The sequence below is a fragment of the Bradyrhizobium sp. USDA 3262 genome (assembly GCF_054060035.1).
The window spans coordinates 8,611,760-8,626,439 of the sequence record NZ_JBSSCT010000001.1; the positions used below are offsets into that span (position 1 = coordinate 8,611,760).

At 65.4% G+C, this 14,680-nt stretch carries 11 protein-coding genes; 5 read left to right on the forward strand and 6 right to left on the reverse strand.

Annotated elements, in window-relative coordinates; genetic code table 11:
* Nucleotides 1–4: 4 nt before the first annotated feature.
* The 3 genes from ACVWYP_RS40830 to ACVWYP_RS40840 all read right to left on the reverse strand — a co-directional run bounded on the left by ACVWYP_RS40830 (nt 5) and on the right by ACVWYP_RS40840 (nt 3,583).
* Nucleotides 5–1,129, reverse strand: a complete 1,125-nt coding sequence (locus ACVWYP_RS40830) for a Re/Si-specific NAD(P)(+) transhydrogenase subunit alpha (protein ID WP_304497216.1) — start codon at nt 1,127–1,129, stop codon at nt 5–7.
* 145 nt (nt 1,130–1,274) lie between these two features.
* Nucleotides 1,275–1,427, reverse strand: coding sequence for an aa3-type cytochrome c oxidase subunit IV (locus ACVWYP_RS40835; protein ID WP_304497217.1), 153 nt, complete (start codon nt 1,425–1,427; stop codon nt 1,275–1,277).
* 239 nt (nt 1,428–1,666) lie between these two features.
* Nucleotides 1,667–3,583, reverse strand: a complete 1,917-nt coding sequence (locus ACVWYP_RS40840; protein ID WP_304497218.1) for a M3 family oligoendopeptidase — start codon at nt 3,581–3,583, stop codon at nt 1,667–1,669.
* 142 nt (nt 3,584–3,725) lie between these two features.
* Here ACVWYP_RS40840 and ACVWYP_RS40845 point away from each other — a divergent pair, with 142 nt between their 5' ends.
* From ACVWYP_RS40845 to ACVWYP_RS40855, 3 genes are all read left to right on the forward strand, one after another.
* Nucleotides 3,726–5,216 carry a sigma-54-dependent transcriptional regulator gene (locus ACVWYP_RS40845; protein WP_304497219.1) on the forward strand — a complete coding sequence of 497 codons (1,491 nt, stop codon included), beginning with the start codon at nt 3,726–3,728 and terminating at the stop codon, nt 5,214–5,216.
* A gap of 307 nt (nt 5,217–5,523) precedes the next feature.
* The gene (locus ACVWYP_RS40850; RefSeq protein ID WP_453945830.1) at nt 5,524–7,821 is read left to right on the forward strand and encodes a L,D-transpeptidase family protein; all 2,298 of its coding nucleotides are present in this window, start codon (nt 5,524–5,526) and stop codon (nt 7,819–7,821) included.
* A gap of 265 nt (nt 7,822–8,086) precedes the next feature.
* Nucleotides 8,087–9,685 carry a DUF882 domain-containing protein gene (locus ACVWYP_RS40855; RefSeq protein ID WP_304497220.1) on the forward strand — a complete coding sequence of 533 codons (1,599 nt, stop codon included), beginning with the start codon at nt 8,087–8,089 and terminating at the stop codon, nt 9,683–9,685.
* A 36-nt stretch (nt 9,686–9,721) separates the two neighbouring features.
* Here ACVWYP_RS40855 and ACVWYP_RS40860 read toward each other — a convergent pair whose 3' ends face one another.
* The 3 genes from ACVWYP_RS40860 to ACVWYP_RS40870 all read right to left on the reverse strand — a co-directional run bounded on the left by ACVWYP_RS40860 (nt 9,722) and on the right by ACVWYP_RS40870 (nt 12,369).
* Entirely contained in the window at nt 9,722–11,485 is a 1,764-nt protein-coding gene (locus ACVWYP_RS40860; protein ID WP_304497221.1) for an adenylate/guanylate cyclase domain-containing protein, read from the reverse strand.
* A 134-nt stretch (nt 11,486–11,619) separates the two neighbouring features.
* Nucleotides 11,620–11,892, reverse strand: a complete 273-nt coding sequence (locus ACVWYP_RS40865; protein WP_024584938.1) for a DUF2312 domain-containing protein — start codon at nt 11,890–11,892, stop codon at nt 11,620–11,622.
* 174 nt (nt 11,893–12,066) lie between these two features.
* Nucleotides 12,067–12,369 (reverse strand): DUF1244 domain-containing protein, encoded by a 303-nt coding sequence (locus tag ACVWYP_RS40870; protein WP_026191804.1) that lies wholly within the window; start codon nt 12,367–12,369, stop codon nt 12,067–12,069.
* A gap of 196 nt (nt 12,370–12,565) precedes the next feature.
* On the opposite strand from ACVWYP_RS40870, the gene ACVWYP_RS40875 reads away from it, so the two are divergent.
* Together ACVWYP_RS40875 and pyk are read left to right on the forward strand one after the other, a co-directional pair.
* The gene (locus ACVWYP_RS40875; protein WP_035631531.1) at nt 12,566–13,174 is read left to right on the forward strand and encodes a DUF1036 domain-containing protein; all 609 of its coding nucleotides are present in this window, start codon (nt 12,566–12,568) and stop codon (nt 13,172–13,174) included.
* Nucleotides 13,171–14,607 carry a pyruvate kinase gene (pyk, locus tag ACVWYP_RS40880; RefSeq protein ID WP_028340635.1) on the forward strand — a complete coding sequence of 479 codons (1,437 nt, stop codon included), beginning with the start codon at nt 13,171–13,173 and terminating at the stop codon, nt 14,605–14,607. Before ACVWYP_RS40875 ends, pyk begins: the two co-directional genes overlap by 4 nt.
* Nucleotides 14,608–14,680: the final 73 nt, after the last annotated feature.

The following is a 14,680-nucleotide window of genomic DNA, read 5'->3' on the forward strand; positions in this document are numbered from 1 at the left end:
CTCCTTACTTCGGCTGGAAGTTGGGATGGATGACGGCGCCGTCCTTGGTCAGCGCGGTGGCCTTCACCAGCTCGTCGTCCCAATTGACCGCGAGCGCCTTGTTGGCTTTGTCGACCATCGTCTCGATGAACGAGAACAAATTGCGCGCGTAGAGTCCCGAGGCCGACGCCGCGACGCGGCCCGCGACATTGGTGTAGCCGACGATCTTGATGCCGTCGGTCTCGACCACCTCGCCGGGCCTGGCGCCCTCGACATTGCCGCCGCGCTCGACCGCGAGATCGACCAGCACCGAGCCGGGCTTCATCGATTTCACCATCTCGCCGGTGACGAGCTTCGGTGCCGGACGGCCCGGGATCAGCGCGGTCGTGATCACGATGTCCTGCTTCTTGATGTGCTCGGCAGTCAGCGCGGCCTGCTTGGCCTGGTACTCCTTGGACATTTCCTTGGCGTAGCCGCCGGCGGTCTGCGCGTTCTTGAATTCCTCGTCCTCGACGGCGAGGAATTTCGCGCCGAGCGATTCGACCTGTTCCTTGGTGGCCGGGCGCACGTCGGTCGCGGTGACGACGGCCCCGAGCCGCCGCGCGGTCGCGATCGCCTGCAGGCCGGCGACGCCGACGCCCATCACGAACACCTTCGCGGCCGGAACGGTGCCGGCGGCGGTCATCATCATCGGGAAGGCGCGGCCGAAGGCCTCGGCGCCCTCGATCACGGCGCGGTAGCCGGCCAGATTGGCCTGCGAGGACAAGACGTCCATCACCTGCGCGCGGGTGATGCGCGGCATCAATTCCATCGCGAAGGCGGACACGCCGGCATCGGCCATCACCTTCAGCGCGGCCTCGTTGCCATAGGGATCCATGATCGCGATGACCAGCGCGCCGCGCTTGTATTTGGAGAGTTCGGAGGCTTCCGGCCGCTTCACCTTGATGATGATGTCGGCGTCCTTGAGCGCGTCCGCGCTGACGGTGGCGCCAACGGCGGTGAATTCCGAATCGGGAAGGCCCGACTTGATGCCCGCGCCCGGCTCGACCGCGACCTCAGCGCCGAGTGCCTTGAACTTCTTCACGGTATCGGGCGAGGCCGCAACCCGCGGCTCGGACGGATCAATTTCCTTGGCAACGGCAATCTTCATGGGCCCTCCGGCGGCGCGAGCGGCGCACGCGTCTTCAAACTAGCGTTATTTTCGCCAGATTTGGATACCCGGTTTTTACACATCCGGGTTCGACAGATATTCCGGCACCGCCGCGGGACGGCGGCGCCGCTAGCCGATCTAAGGATCAGACCAGGAAATAGGCCATCAGGGCGAGAATAATGGCGACGCTGATGGAGCCCCATTTGACCAGCATGATAAACCCTTCATAGGTCTGCTCATGCGCCACGTAGTCGTTGCCGTCGGCGGTCGTGTAGGCCACTTCGCTATGGTCTGCCATCGCTGTCCCCAGTCAGAAATTCGCGTTCCTCCGCGAGCCATTACCGCAAACGGGTAGGCAGGGCAACGGCGCGGTCCCGATCGGGCGATTTGAAGCGCAAATCGTCCCCGATCCGGGCGGCCCGGCAACGGCCGCGTCCGGGCCGGATTGATCTCCCCAGCGCGGACGCCAAGGAAAGATCATGCCGTCCGGCGCAAAAACGCCGGCTTCAGCCCAGGGAACAGCATGGCGGATGGGCCTCAGCCCATCGTTTCCAGCTCGTCGATCATGCCGGCGATGACGGACAGGCCGCCGTCCCAGAATTTGGGGTCCTTGGCGTCGAGCCCGAACGGCCGCAGCAGCTCGGAGTAGTGCTTGGTGCCGCCGGCGGCGAGCATGTCGAGATAGCGCTCGGCAAACCCGTCGGACGCGTGCTCGTAGACCGCATAGAGCGAGTTCACGAGGCAATCGCCGAACGCATAGGCATAGACGTAGAACGGCGAGTGGATGAAGTGCGGAATGTACATCCAGAACGTCTCGTAGCCCGGCTTGATCTCGATCGCCGGCCCCAGGCTCTCGCCCTGCACGCTGAGCCAGATCTGGCCGATCCGCTCGGCGGTGAGTTCGCCGTTCTTGCGCTCGGTATGAACCGCGCGCTCGAATGAATAGAACGCGATCTGCCGCACCACGGTATTGATCATGTCCTCGACCTTGCCCGCGAGCAGCGCCTGGCGCTGCTTGGCGTTCCTGGTCTGGGACAATAGCCGCTTGAAGGTCAGCATCTCGCCGAACACGCTTGCGGTTTCCGCCAGCGTCAGCGGCGTCGGCGCCATCAGCGCGCCGTTCTTCGCCGCCAGCACCTGATGGACGCCATGACCGAGCTCATGCGCCAGCGTCATCACGTCGCGCGGCTTGCCCTGATAGTTCATCAGCACATAGGGATGCGCCGACGGCGTGGTCGGATGCGAGAACGCGCCGGGCGCCTTGCCGGGACGGACCGGCGCATCAATCCAGCGATCGTCAAAGAATCGCTCCGCGATCGCGGCCATCTCGGGCGAGAAGCCGCTATAGGCCGACAGCACCATGTTGCGCGCCTCGGGCCAGGCGATCGTGCCGGTCGCCGCGAACGGCAGCGGGGCGTTGCGGTCCCAGTGCGGCAGCTTCTTCTTTTTGAACCAGCCGGCCTTCAGCGCGTAATAGCGGTGCGACAGCTTCGGATAGGCCGCGCGCACCGAGGCGACCAGCGCATCGACCACCTCGCGCTCGACGCGGTTGTTGAGATGGCGGGAGTCCGCGACATCCTGGAAGCCGCGCCAGCGGTCGGAGATTTCCTTGTCCTTGGCGAGCGTGTTGGTGATCAGCGCAAAGCTGCGCTCATTGTCCTTGAAGGTCCTGGCGAGCGCCTGCGCGGCAGCCTTGCGCTTGTCCCCCGCCTTGTCCTGCAGCAGGTTCAGCGTCGGCTCGATCGCGAGATCCTTGCCGGCGACCTTGAAACGCAGACCGGAGATGGTCTGGTCGAACAGCCGGTTCCAGGCCGCGTAGCCGCTTTGCGCCTTTTCGTGGAACAGCTGCTCGACGCGATCCTCGAGCTGGTACGGCTTGTCCTTGCGCAGATCCTCGATCCACGGCCGGTAATGGCCGAGTTCGGGTTCGGCCATCGCGCGCTCGATCACATCATCGTCGACGCGATTGAGCTCGAGCGAGAAGAACAACAGATGCACCGACGCGGCGGTCAGCCGCTCGGAGACGTCGCCGTAGAATTTCGAGATCGCGGGATCGACGCTGTCGCCGGCATGGACGAGGCCGGCGTAAGAGCCGAGACGGCCAGCCAGATCGTCGATCGCCTCATAGCGCCTGATCGCCTCGGCCAGCCACTTTCCGCCGCCCTCTTTGGCGGTATTTTCGGCAAGCTTGCCCTTGTAGTCGGTCTCAAACGCGACGCAATCTGCGTCCATTTTCTGCAAGTCGCGTGCGACCTCAGGCGCATCGATACCGGAGTAGAGATCTGCCAGATTCCATTCCGGAAGCTTGCCGGTCTTGCTGGCTGCCTTTTTCGCCGCCGGGCCGCCTGCGGACGATTTGCGTTGCGCGGCCGTCTTGCGCAACGCGGCTTCCTTGCGGAGAGCGGCCTTGCTGAGGGCAGACTTGTTGGATGCAGTTTTGGAGCGCGAGGTCATCTTGTTCGTAACCTTAGTTCAGTCGGAAAGATGTCGGCGGCGGCGGAATGAATGCGGGTTTGCAACATTTAAGAGTGCGTTAATCGGCATCGGCGACATTGCCCCGATTCGAGACAAATAAACGTAGCGTGCGGGGAAAACCATGGCTGCCACCATTTTGATCGCCGATGACGACGCAGTACAGCGCCGTTTGGTTGAAAACATGGTGCAGAAGTGCGGCTATGAGCCCCTCGTCGTGGACAGTGGCGACGCGGCGATCGCGGCCCTGACCGCATCCGAGACGCAGGCGATTGACGCCGTCGTGCTCGACCTCGTGATGCCGGGCCTCGACGGTCTCGGAGTCCTCGCAAAAATTCGTGAAGCTGGTTTGACCGTCCCGGTCATCGTGCAGACCGCGCATGGCGGCATCGACAATGTTGTGTCGGCGATGCGCGCCGGTGCCCAGGATTTCGTCGTCAAGCCGGTCGGCTTCGAGCGGCTGCAGGTTTCCCTGCGCAACGCCCTCAACGCCTCGGCGCTGAAGGGCGAATTGCAGCGGATCCGCCACAGCCGCGAGGGCCGGCTGACCTTCTCCGACATCATCACCCGCAGCGAGGCGATGGCCGGGGTGCTGCGCACCGCGCAAAAGGCCGCGTCCTCGACGATCCCGGTGCTGATCGAGGGCGAATCCGGCGTCGGCAAGGAACTGTTCGCGCGCGCCATTCACGGCAGCGGCGAGCGCAAGGCCAGGCCGTTCGTTGCGGTGAATTGCGGCGCGATCCCGGACAATCTCGTCGAATCGATCCTGTTCGGCCACGAGAAGGGCGCCTTCACCGGCGCAACCGAGCGCCATCAGGGCAAGTTCGTCGAAGCGCATGGCGGCACGCTGTTCCTCGACGAGGTCGGTGAATTGCCGCTGGCCACGCAGGTGAAACTGCTGCGCGCGCTGCAGGAAGGCACCGTCGAGGCGGTCGGCGGCCGCAAGCCGGTCAAGGTCGATGTTCGCATCATCTCGGCCACCAATCGCAAGCTGCTCGATCTCGTGAAAGGCGGCCAGTTCCGCGAGGACCTGTTCTATCGCCTGCACGTGCTGCCGCTGACCATTCCGGCGCTGCGACAGCGGCGCGAAGACATCCCGCATCTGCTGCGGCATTTCCTGGCGCGGTTCTGCGCCGAGGAAAACCGCAACATCACCGGCATCAGCGGCGAGGCGATGGCGCACCTCGCGCAGCTCGACTGGCCGGGCAACATCCGCCAGCTCGAGAACACGGTGTATCGCGCCGTGGTGATGAGCGACGGCGACCAGCTCGGCCTCGCCGATTTCCCGCAAGGAACGGCGCATCCGGTACCGGAGGGCAAATCGCTGCAGGGCGAGCCGCTGGTGGTGTCGCCCTCCACGGCTCCGGCCATGATTTCCGGTAATGAAATACCGGTTACTGCCTCCCTGCCCACCGCCGGCGGCCTCGCGATGCTCAATACGGCGGGCGAGGTGCGCCCCCTGGAAGATCTCGAGAACGAGATCATCCGCTTCGCGATTTCGCATTACCGCGGACAGATGTCGGAGGTCGCGCGCCGCCTCAAGATCGGCCGCTCGACGCTCTATCGCAAGCTCGACGAAGCTGCGGCCGGCACGCGCGCCAGCGACGCCACTTAGCCCTCAAAGCCGGCCGGGCCACACCAGGGAACCTTTTGAACCGTGTCGTGGCGGTGACAGACAAAGGCTGTGCCGCGTGGCAAAAACGCACGGCCTGGAGCGAAATCAGCCGCTTCGAGGTCAGTTTGTCGTGAGTTGCCCCGCATGGCGCTGGCTGCATGAGAGGGGCAAATGTATCGTCTGCGTTCGTTGTGTGCAGGCGTGCGAGTCGATCGAGAGGCCGGCGCTTCGCGCAAGCTATGAAACCAAATTCTGAATTGAACTGTTCCGGTTTGATGAGGGGCAGTTTCACCCAGGGGGTGTGACGATGCGTGACTGTTCGAACAACCGTCGAGGATTTGACCGCGTATTGATGGCCGTCGCGGCAACCTTCCTCACGGTGTCCGCGACCTCGGCCCTCGCGCAGGACACGCCTCACTCCAGCGCTTCGGAACTCGCGATCGACGCGGCAATCCCGCGCCCCGAACCGGCCAACGTGCCGCCCCCCACCGCAAGCGATTTCAAGGCCGACACCACCGCAGCGCTGCCCGATGCAGCCAAGCCGGCCGACGCGAAGCCCGCCGATGTGCAAGCCACCGAGGCCAAGCCCGCTGAGACCAAGCCGGTCGATGCCAAGCCGGCAGAGCCGAGCACCACGGCAAAGGCCGTCGAACCGAAGCCTGCCGATGTCGTAACCGCGCCGGCGACGCAACCCGCCGGTGCACCAAAGACCGATACCGCCGTCGCGCCGGCGGCGGCCACCCCCGCCCCTGCAACTGCCACCGCGCCTGCCGCAAGCCCCGCGCCTGCAACGGCCGCGGCGCCGGCCACAGCGCCTGCTCCCGCGACCGCCGCAGCTCCAGCGAGCGAACCGGCGAAGGCAGCGAGCAACGTTGCCGCCGAGGATCAGCCGGTTGCCGACAAGCTGCGCGAACTGCTCGCCAGCAAGTCGCTGCGCACCTTCGACCGCAAGAACGAGCGCGCCGCCGCCGAGAAATTCTACTCGGCGCGCGACTACGCACCGGTCTTCACCAAGGCCGGCAAGCTGACCGATGCCGGCAAGGGCGTCATCGCACGCCTGAAGGACGCGGCCGCCGACGGCCTCGATGCATCAGACTATCCGGCGCCGGATTTCGCCGCGGCGACCTCGCCGGACGCGCTGGCCGACGCCGAGCTGAAGCTCGCGGCCAGCATGCTGGACTATGCCCGCCAGGCCCAGAGCGGCCGCATGCACTGGTCGCAGGTGTCGGGGGACATTCTCTATCCGGAGCACCCGATCGATCCGGCGGAAGTGTTCGCCAATGTGACCTCCGCCAAGGACGCCTCCGCCGCGCTCGACGGCTATAACCCGCAGCAGAAGCTCTACAAGGAGCTGAAGAAGAAGCTCGCCGAGCTGCGTGGCCAGGGCGACGGTCCGGTCATCACGATCGCGGACGGCCCGGCGTTGAAATATTTGCCGGCGCGCAAGAAGCAGGCCGCGGTCGAGATGGACGATCCGCGCGTGCCGGACCTGCGCAACAAGCTCGGCATCACCGAGGATGCCGACAGCACCAAGTATGACGCGACGGTCGCGCGGGCGGTGGAGAAATTCCAGAGCAGCGTCGACCTCAAGCCGACGGGCGTTCTCGACGAGCGCACGGTCAAGGCGCTGAACAATCCGAAGCGCGATCGGCAGATCGACACCGTGATCGTCAACATGGAGCGCTGGCGCTGGCTGCCGCGCCAGCTCGGCGCCGCCAGTGTCGGCAATGCCTATGTGATCCTCAACATCCCGGACTACACGCTGAGGGTGATGCAGAACGGCGCGCCGGTCTGGACCACCCGAGTCGTCACCGGCAAGCCCGGCCAGCATGCCACGCCGCTTTTGACCGAGACGATGAAGTACATCACAGTCAATCCGACCTGGAACGTGCCGCCGTCGATCATCTACAACGAGTATTTGCCGGCCCTGCAGCAGGATCCGACGGTGCTGCAGCGCATGGGCCTCAGGCTCGAGCGCAACCGCGACGGCTCGATTCACATCTCGCAGCCCCCGGGTGAAGCCAACGCGCTCGGCCGCATCCGCTTCAACTTCCCGAACAAGTTCCTGGTCTATCAGCACGACACGCCGGACAAGTACCTGTTCGCGAAGGACGAGCGTGCTTTCAGCCACGGCTGCATGCGCGTGCAGAATCCCGATCAGTACGCCGCCGTCCTGCTCAACATCACCGAGCCGAACCAGCACTACACGCCGGAGCGGATCCGCAGCATGTACGGCTCGAGCGAGGTCGACCTGAAATTCCCGACGCCGATCCCGGTGAACATCACCTACCAGACCGCGTTCGTGGACGATGCCGGCAAGCTGCAGTTCCGCAGGGACGTTTACGGCCGCGATGCCAGCATGTTGTCGCTGCTCAGGAACAGCCGCGGCAAGGATCTCGAGACGGTGGTGGCGCACGCCCAGCCGAGCTACTCGCGTCCGCCGAGCAGCAGCCTGCCCGCCGGCGTCAATGTCGCCGGCGACAACGGCTTTGGCTCCTCCGGACCAAACTTCTTCGAGCGCTTGTTCGGGGGATTCGGACAGCCGGAGCCGCAGCCGATCCGTCGTGGGCAGGCCCAGCAGCAGCGCCGGGTGATCACCCGCTAATCTGCATTTCCGCCCGATTGGGATAAATTTTGAAGCAAAATCAACGATCTCGCTCAAAAGGCGAGATCGTTTATGTTAACCATTTCGGGTCTCGGCCGGGGAGCAGGGCTATCTTTTGCCACAGTCGCCCAGTTAGTTAAGCCTAACTTGGGGGCGGGTCGGTAAACCTCGGTTAACCCTCCCGCTTTAAGAAAGCGTTCACCGTCTTCCGCAGGGGGTCTGCGAAAGATGCCGACCGAACGCTCGTCGACTGGGTGGGCTCATAGTGCTGGCTGTCTTCGCACGCCGCTGCAATCCGCTGTCGTTGCCTAAGGCCGGATACCAAGTCGGCCTGACTGCGCTATTGCTGTTGGCGGGCGCGGGATCGGTGCACGATGCCACCGCGCTCAACCAGACCCGCACCCTCTCCTTCCACCACACCCATTCCGGCGAAGACCTCACCGTCACCTTCAAGCGCGAGGGCCGCTACGACGAAGGCGCGCTGAAGCAGCTCAACCACTTCCTGCGCGACTGGCGCTCCCAGGATGAAACGGTGATGGACCGTCACCTCTTCGACATCCTGTGGGACGTCTATAACGACGTCGGCGGCAAGCAGCCGATCCAGATCATCTCCGCCTATCGCGCCCCTGCCACCAACGCCATGCTCCGCCGCCGCTCCTCGGGCGTTGCGCGCCACAGCCAGCACATGCTGGGGCATGCGATGGACTTCTTCATCCCGGGCGTGCCGCTGGAGCAGATCCGCTACGCGGGCCTCCGCCTGCAGCGCGGCGGCGTCGGTTTCTATCCGACCTCGGGCTCGCCGTTCGTCCATCTCGACACCGGCAGCATCCGCCACTGGCCGCGCATGACCCGCGAGCAGCTGGTCAGGGTGTTCCCCGACGGCCGCACCGTCCATGTCCCGACCGACGGCACACCGCTGAAGGGCTATGAGCTTGCCAAGGCCGATATCGAGCGCCGCGGCAATGGTGACGATGCCGCGACCATCGGCAAGCCGAGCCTGTTCGCGAAGCTGTTCGGTGGCGGCAAGTCGAGTGACGATGAAGACGAAGGCGCGGCCAGCGTGAACGACAAGCCCGCCGCCAACACCGTGGTGGCCGCCGCCGCGCCCGCCAAATCCGCCGATCCGATTCCGCTGCCGCGCGCCAAGCCGCAGTTCGCCGCCGCCATCCAGCTCGCTGCCGCCGACGCCCAGCTCGTTCCGATGCCGAAGGCGAAGCCCGCGGTGCAAATGGTGCAGGTGGCCGAGAACACCGCGCCGCAATCGCCTGCCGACATCATCAATGCCCGCGGCTTCTGGGGTGACGAGGGTGAGGCGCCGAAGCAGGCCTCGGCGGCGCAGATTGCCGCGCTGAAGGCCCGTGAGGCGGTCGGCGGCAGCGATCCGCAGACCACTGCCAGCACGACAACCGAAAACTTCAACAAGGCGCTGGCCTATGCGCCGGCGGCGGCGTCACCGGTCGATCGCGCCAACATCGTCGCAGCGACCGCGCCGATCCCGCGCAACGTACGCCCGACGCGCAATGCCGCGGCTCCTAGCACCGAAATCAACACCGTCGTTGCCAAGGGCGCACCGAGCCAGGGCGTGATCACGACCTCCGCGCGGATCTCAGCTGCCAAGGGTAACGATATCTGGATGCGCGTGGTGATGCTGGCGCCGAGCGCCAGCAATGCCATGCTGACCACGGTGCTTGGCGACACCGACATGACGATGATGCGGGCTCATTTCGTGAAGCCGCAGGCCGCCGTCGTCATGACCTTCTCGGAAGATCCGATGATGGGCATGACCTGCGACCGCTTCTCGGGCTCGGCGACCGCCCTGCTGACGACCCAGTCCTTCGTGCTCCGCACCGCCTCGCTGCGCTGAGCCGCGCTTCTACCGACAAGATAGCTTTGCGCCGGTTCAGGCCGGCAGCCCTGCCTTGAGCAGGCCGGCCTCGTAGCGCGCCCGATCGGGCTCGCACTTGTAGCGCTGGGTTGTCAGGTGCGCGGCAACCGAGAAGGTCGGCTCGCGCTTCAGCACCTCGGCGGCGTGGGCGGAGGCCGCCACCGTGTTGCCCATCTGCGCGAAGGTCGCCGCGAGGAAGGCGTGATGGGTATGGTCGGGGCGCGTGATCCGCGAGAACGCCTCGGCGGCGTCAGCGTATTTCTCGGCGCAATAGCAGGCCCGGCCGAGATGGCTCCAGAAGCGCTCCGGATGGAACGGATTGAGGCGCATCGCCCGCTTGATCCAGTCGATGCCTTCCTCGGGCCGCCCGAGCCACGTCAGGAGCTCGCCCTGTTGCACGACGACGAGGTCGTAATTCGGGTTCAGCGCGAGCGCGCGCTCCTGGTGGAAGGCCGCCTTGTCGTGGTCGTCGCGGTTGAGGTTCAGCGCGGCGAGGATCCGGTGCACGTCGCTGTCATTGTCGTCGAGCTTGAGCGCGATCTCGAGCTCGGCAGCGACCTGCGCCATGGTCGCGTCGCGGTCGGTGCACCAGTTGTAGACCCAGGTCTGGCCGAGCACGCAGGCCCGCCAGGCGTGGGCATGGGCATAGTTCGGGTCGAGCACGATGGCCCGCTCGAGCAGGCGCTGCGCCTCCGCGTTGTCGTCCCGTGCCGAGCGATGATGCAGCACCTTGGCGGCGAGCACGCACTCATAGGCCGCCATATTGTCGGTCGGCTTGCGCTTGACGCGGTCATGCGCGGCAGCCTCGAGGCGCCCAGGCAGGGTCGCTACGATCGCGCGCGTCATCTCGTCCTGGATGGCGAAGATGTCGGCAAGCTCGCGGTCGTAGCGTTCGGCCCAGACGTGCCGGTCGGCCACGGCGTCGATCAGCTGCACCGTGACGCGGATCCGGCCGCCCGCCTTCCGCACGCTGCCTTCCAGCACGTAGTCGACGGCGAATTCCTTCCCGACATCCTGCACCTTCACGGCCTTGCCCTTGTACACGAAGGTCGAGTTGCGCGAGATCACCAGCAGATCGTGGAAGCGCGACAGCTCGGTGATGATGTCCTCGGTAAGCCCGTCGGCGAAAAATTCCTGCTCGGGATCGCCGCTCATGTTGACGAGCGGCAGCACGGCGATCGAGGGCTTCTTGGCGACGACAGGGGCTGCCACCGCACTCGGGTGCTCCGGAACGGGCCTGGCACGGGCTTCGAGATGGACGCGGAAAACCCGGATCGGGCGCGCGATGTTCTTGACGGTCTGGTCGCCGAGATCCTCGAAGCTCAGATCTTCCAGGCGATCGCCGACTTGATCGCGGACCGCGCCGGAAATGCAGATGCCGCCGGGCTCGGCCAGCGTCTCCAGGCGGGACGCGACGTTGACGCCGTCGCCGAAGATATCGGCGCCGTCAACGATCACATCGCCAAGATTGATGCCGATGCGAAACTGCATCCAGCGCGCCGGCGTGACGTCGGCGTTGCGCTTCGCCATCCGGTTCTGGACCTCGGCCGCGCACAGCACCGCATCGACGACGCTGTGGAATTCGACCAGCAGGCCGTCGCCGGTGGTCTTGATGATGCGGCCGCGATTCTTGGCGATGGCCGGATCGATCAGCTCGATGCGATGGGTTTTGAGGCGCGCAAGGGTGCCCGTCTCGTCAGCCTCCATCAGGCGGCTATAGCCGACCATGTCGGCGGCGAGGACCGCAGCGAGCCGACGCTCTGGTCCTGGCACGTCCATCTGAACGATCTGCCCGGTTACCTCGCCGGCAGTGTAGCAAATCCCTGGATTTCACCCAAGCCTTGAACGCACGTCCCGAACAGGCGCCCCGAAAGGCCGCCTGGCGCCGCCTACCGGCCGAAACGCCGGCCGGCTCACAGCATCCCGAGCGCCTGCATGTAGGTCTCCAGGATGGTCTCCTGCTCCATGCGCTCGTTCGGATCCTGCTTGCGCAGACGGATAATGGCGCGCAGCGCCTTGACGTCGTAGCCGTTGCCCTTGCTTTCGGCATAGACGTCGCGAATGTCGTCCGAGATCGTCTTTTTCTCTTCTTCCAGCCGCTCGATGCGCTCGATGATGGACTTGAGTTGGTCCTTGGCAAATCGCGTTGCGGGCTCTTCCTTGACGGCGGCAGACGTGGTGGCCATCGCGCACTCCTGAACAGGTATTGAAATGTTACGCGAATACGCGCCTTGCGCACCGCTTGCTGCGGGCGACCCTCGATTTTGGCGCGCGTTCCGTCAAGGAAACATCGCGCTCATCCACAGCGCGCCCACAGGAGATGCGGACGGCCGCGGAACTGACGTCACAGAGGCTGAGGTTCAATGCCCGCTTTGGGCCTTCTTCATCGCCGCGAGCTGCTCCGGCGTCGCGCTGCCCTGATGCTTCGCCTTCCATTCCTCATACGGCATGCCGTAGACCGCCTCACGGCTCTCGTCCTTGCTCACCGCAAGGCCCTTGGCGTCGGCCTCTTCCTTCATCCAGTTGGACAGGCAGTTGCGGCAGAAGCCGGCGAGGTTCATCAGATCGATGTTTTGCACATCGGTGCGGTTGCGCAGGTGACTGACGAGACGCCGGAAGACTGCGGCCTCGAGTTCCGTTCTGGTTTTGTCGTCAATGCTCATGATCGTGATCCCGTGTGTCGCGCTCACCATATTGATATCAGGTGGGAATTGTCACAGATTTTGCCATATCGGCGCGCAGAACGGACCCGTCCGGCCACCCCGGCCACGGTCCGGCAGCGTCGCAGACGGGCGCCTGCCCGTTGACAGTGCCAGCCGGGCACGCGAAATCGTCCATGATTTGATATAGCTTCGCTGCATGAGCCCAACAGATTCCCTCGCCTCAGCTCCCCGCAATATCCGCCTGATCCTGGTCGGCCTCCTGCCGGTGCTGGCGCTTGTCGCGGCCTGCCTGTGGACGAGTCCGGCGGCCGCCGATTTCCGGCTCTGCAACAACACCTCGAGCCGCGTCGGCATCGCGCTCGGCTACAAGGACGCCGAGGGCTGGACCACCGAGGGCTGGTGGAACGTGTCGTCGCGCACCTGCGAGACCTTGCTGCGCGGCAACCTTGTGGCGCGCTACTACTACATCTACGCTCTCGACTATGATCGCGGCGGCGAATGGTCCGGCCAGGCCTTCATGTGCTCGCGCGACAAGGAATTCACCATCAAGGGCACCGAAAATTGCCTGGCGCGCGGGTTTGACCGCACCGGCTTCTTCGAGGTCGACACCGGCGAGCAGCGTGCATGGACCGTCCAGCTGACCGAAGCCAACGAACAACAGCCGCAGAAAGTACCGGGAATGCCGGGCGGCGTGGGTCCAGGAAGTCCCGGGGCGATGCCGGGCCTGCCCAACCCGCCGCCGGGCGCAGCGCCTCCGGGCGCGTCTGGTCTGCCGCCAGCCGCACCACCCGGAAACAAACAATGAGACGACTGCGTCGAATCAAGATCCTCGCAACGCTCGGCCCGGCCTCCTCAGACAGCGCGATGATCCGCAAGCTGTTCGAGGCGGGCGCCGACGTCTTCCGCATCAACATGAGCCATACCCCGCATGACAAGATGCGGGAACTGGTCAAGACCATCCGCAATGTCGAATCGAGCTACGGCCGGCCGATCGGCATCCTGGTCGACCTGCAAGGGCCGAAGCTGCGGCTCGGCTCGTTCGCGGAAGGCTCGACCCAGCTCAAGAACGGCCAGAGCTTCATTCTGGATTCCGACAAGACGCCGGGCGACAACAGCCGCGTCCAGCTTCCGCATCCGGAGATCCTTGCCGCGCTCCGCCCGGGCCATGCGCTGTTGCTCGACGACGGCAAGGTGCGGCTGATCGCCGAGGAAACCTCGCCCGAGCGCGCGGTCACGCGCGTCGTGATCGGCGGCAAGATGTCGGACCGCAAGGGCGTCAGCCTGCCCGATACCGATCTGCCGGTGTCGGCGATGACCGCAAAGGACCGCGCCGACCTGGAAGCCGCGCTGCCGGAGGGGATCGACTGGGTCGCGCTGTCCTTCGTGCAGCGTGCCGAGGACGTGATCGAGGCCAAGAAGATGATCCGCGGCCGCGCCGCCGTGATGGCCAAGATCGAGAAGCCGCAGGCGATCGACCGCCTTGCCGACATCATCGAAGCGTCGGACGCGCTGATGGTGGCGCGTGGCGATCTCGGCGTCGAACTGCCGCTGGAACGGGTGCCGAGCCTGCAGAAGCAGATGATCCGGATGGCGCGCCGCGCCGGCAGGCCGGTGGTGGTCGCAACCCAGATGCTGGAATCGATGATCCAGGCGCCGGTGCCGACGCGCGCCGAAGTCTCCGATGTCGCCACCGCCGTCTACGAAGGCGCCGACGCCATCATGCTGTCGGCGGAATCCGCCGCCGGCAAATTCCCGGTGGAGGCGGTCTCGACCATGAACCGCATCGGCGAGGAAGTGGAGCGCGACCCGACCTATCGCAACGTGATCAACGCGCAGCGCGTCGATCCCGAAGCGACGGTGGGTGACGCCATTGCCGACGCCGCGCGGCAGATCGCCGAGACGCTCGACCTGTCGGCGATCATCTGCTGGACGTCGTCAGGCTCGACCGCGATCCGGGTGGCGCGCGAGCGGCCCAAGGTGCCGGTGGTCGCGATCACGCCGAACCTCGTCACCGGCCGCAAGCTGTCGGTGGTGTGGGGGGTGCATTGCGTGGTCGCCGAGGACGCGCACGATCTCGACGACATGGTCGACCGCGCCGGCTCGATTGCGTTCCGCGACGGTTTTGCCAAGGCCGGCCAGCGCGTCATCATCGTCGCCGGCGTTCCGCTGCGCGCGCCCGGCACCACCAACATGCTGCGCATCGCCTCGGTCGGCCCGAGGGGCGACGCGCAGCTCTAGATTCTTGTTTGACGCGTTTTCTTCACGCGAACCGGTGCCCGCTTCGCTCGAAAACGCGCTAACCCGCCGCGTG

What these genes read in the sequence shown, in the direction of transcription:
- ACVWYP_RS40830 (WP_304497216.1), bottom strand. Translation starts at nt 1,129, where the DNA reads ATGAAGATTGCCGTTGCCAAGGAAATTGATCCGTCCGAGCCGCGGGTT.
- ACVWYP_RS40835 (WP_304497217.1), bottom strand. Translation starts at nt 1,427, where the DNA reads ATGGCAGACCATAGCGAAGTGGCCTACACGACCGCCGACGGCAACGAC.
- ACVWYP_RS40840 (WP_304497218.1), bottom strand. Translation starts at nt 3,583, where the DNA reads ATGACCTCGCGCTCCAAAACTGCATCCAACAAGTCTGCCCTCAGCAAG.
- ACVWYP_RS40845 (WP_304497219.1), top strand. Translation starts at nt 3,726, where the DNA reads ATGGCTGCCACCATTTTGATCGCCGATGACGACGCAGTACAGCGCCGT.
- ACVWYP_RS40850 (WP_453945830.1), top strand. Translation starts at nt 5,524, where the DNA reads ATGCGTGACTGTTCGAACAACCGTCGAGGATTTGACCGCGTATTGATG.
- ACVWYP_RS40860 (WP_304497221.1), bottom strand. Translation starts at nt 11,485, where the DNA reads ATGGACGTGCCAGGACCAGAGCGTCGGCTCGCTGCGGTCCTCGCCGCC.
- ACVWYP_RS40865 (WP_024584938.1), bottom strand. Translation starts at nt 11,892, where the DNA reads ATGGCCACCACGTCTGCCGCCGTCAAGGAAGAGCCCGCAACGCGATTT.
- ACVWYP_RS40870 (WP_026191804.1), bottom strand. Translation starts at nt 12,369, where the DNA reads ATGAGCATTGACGACAAAACCAGAACGGAACTCGAGGCCGCAGTCTTC.
- ACVWYP_RS40875 (WP_035631531.1), top strand. Translation starts at nt 12,566, where the DNA reads ATGAGCCCAACAGATTCCCTCGCCTCAGCTCCCCGCAATATCCGCCTG.
- pyk (WP_028340635.1), top strand. Translation starts at nt 13,171, where the DNA reads ATGAGACGACTGCGTCGAATCAAGATCCTCGCAACGCTCGGCCCGGCC.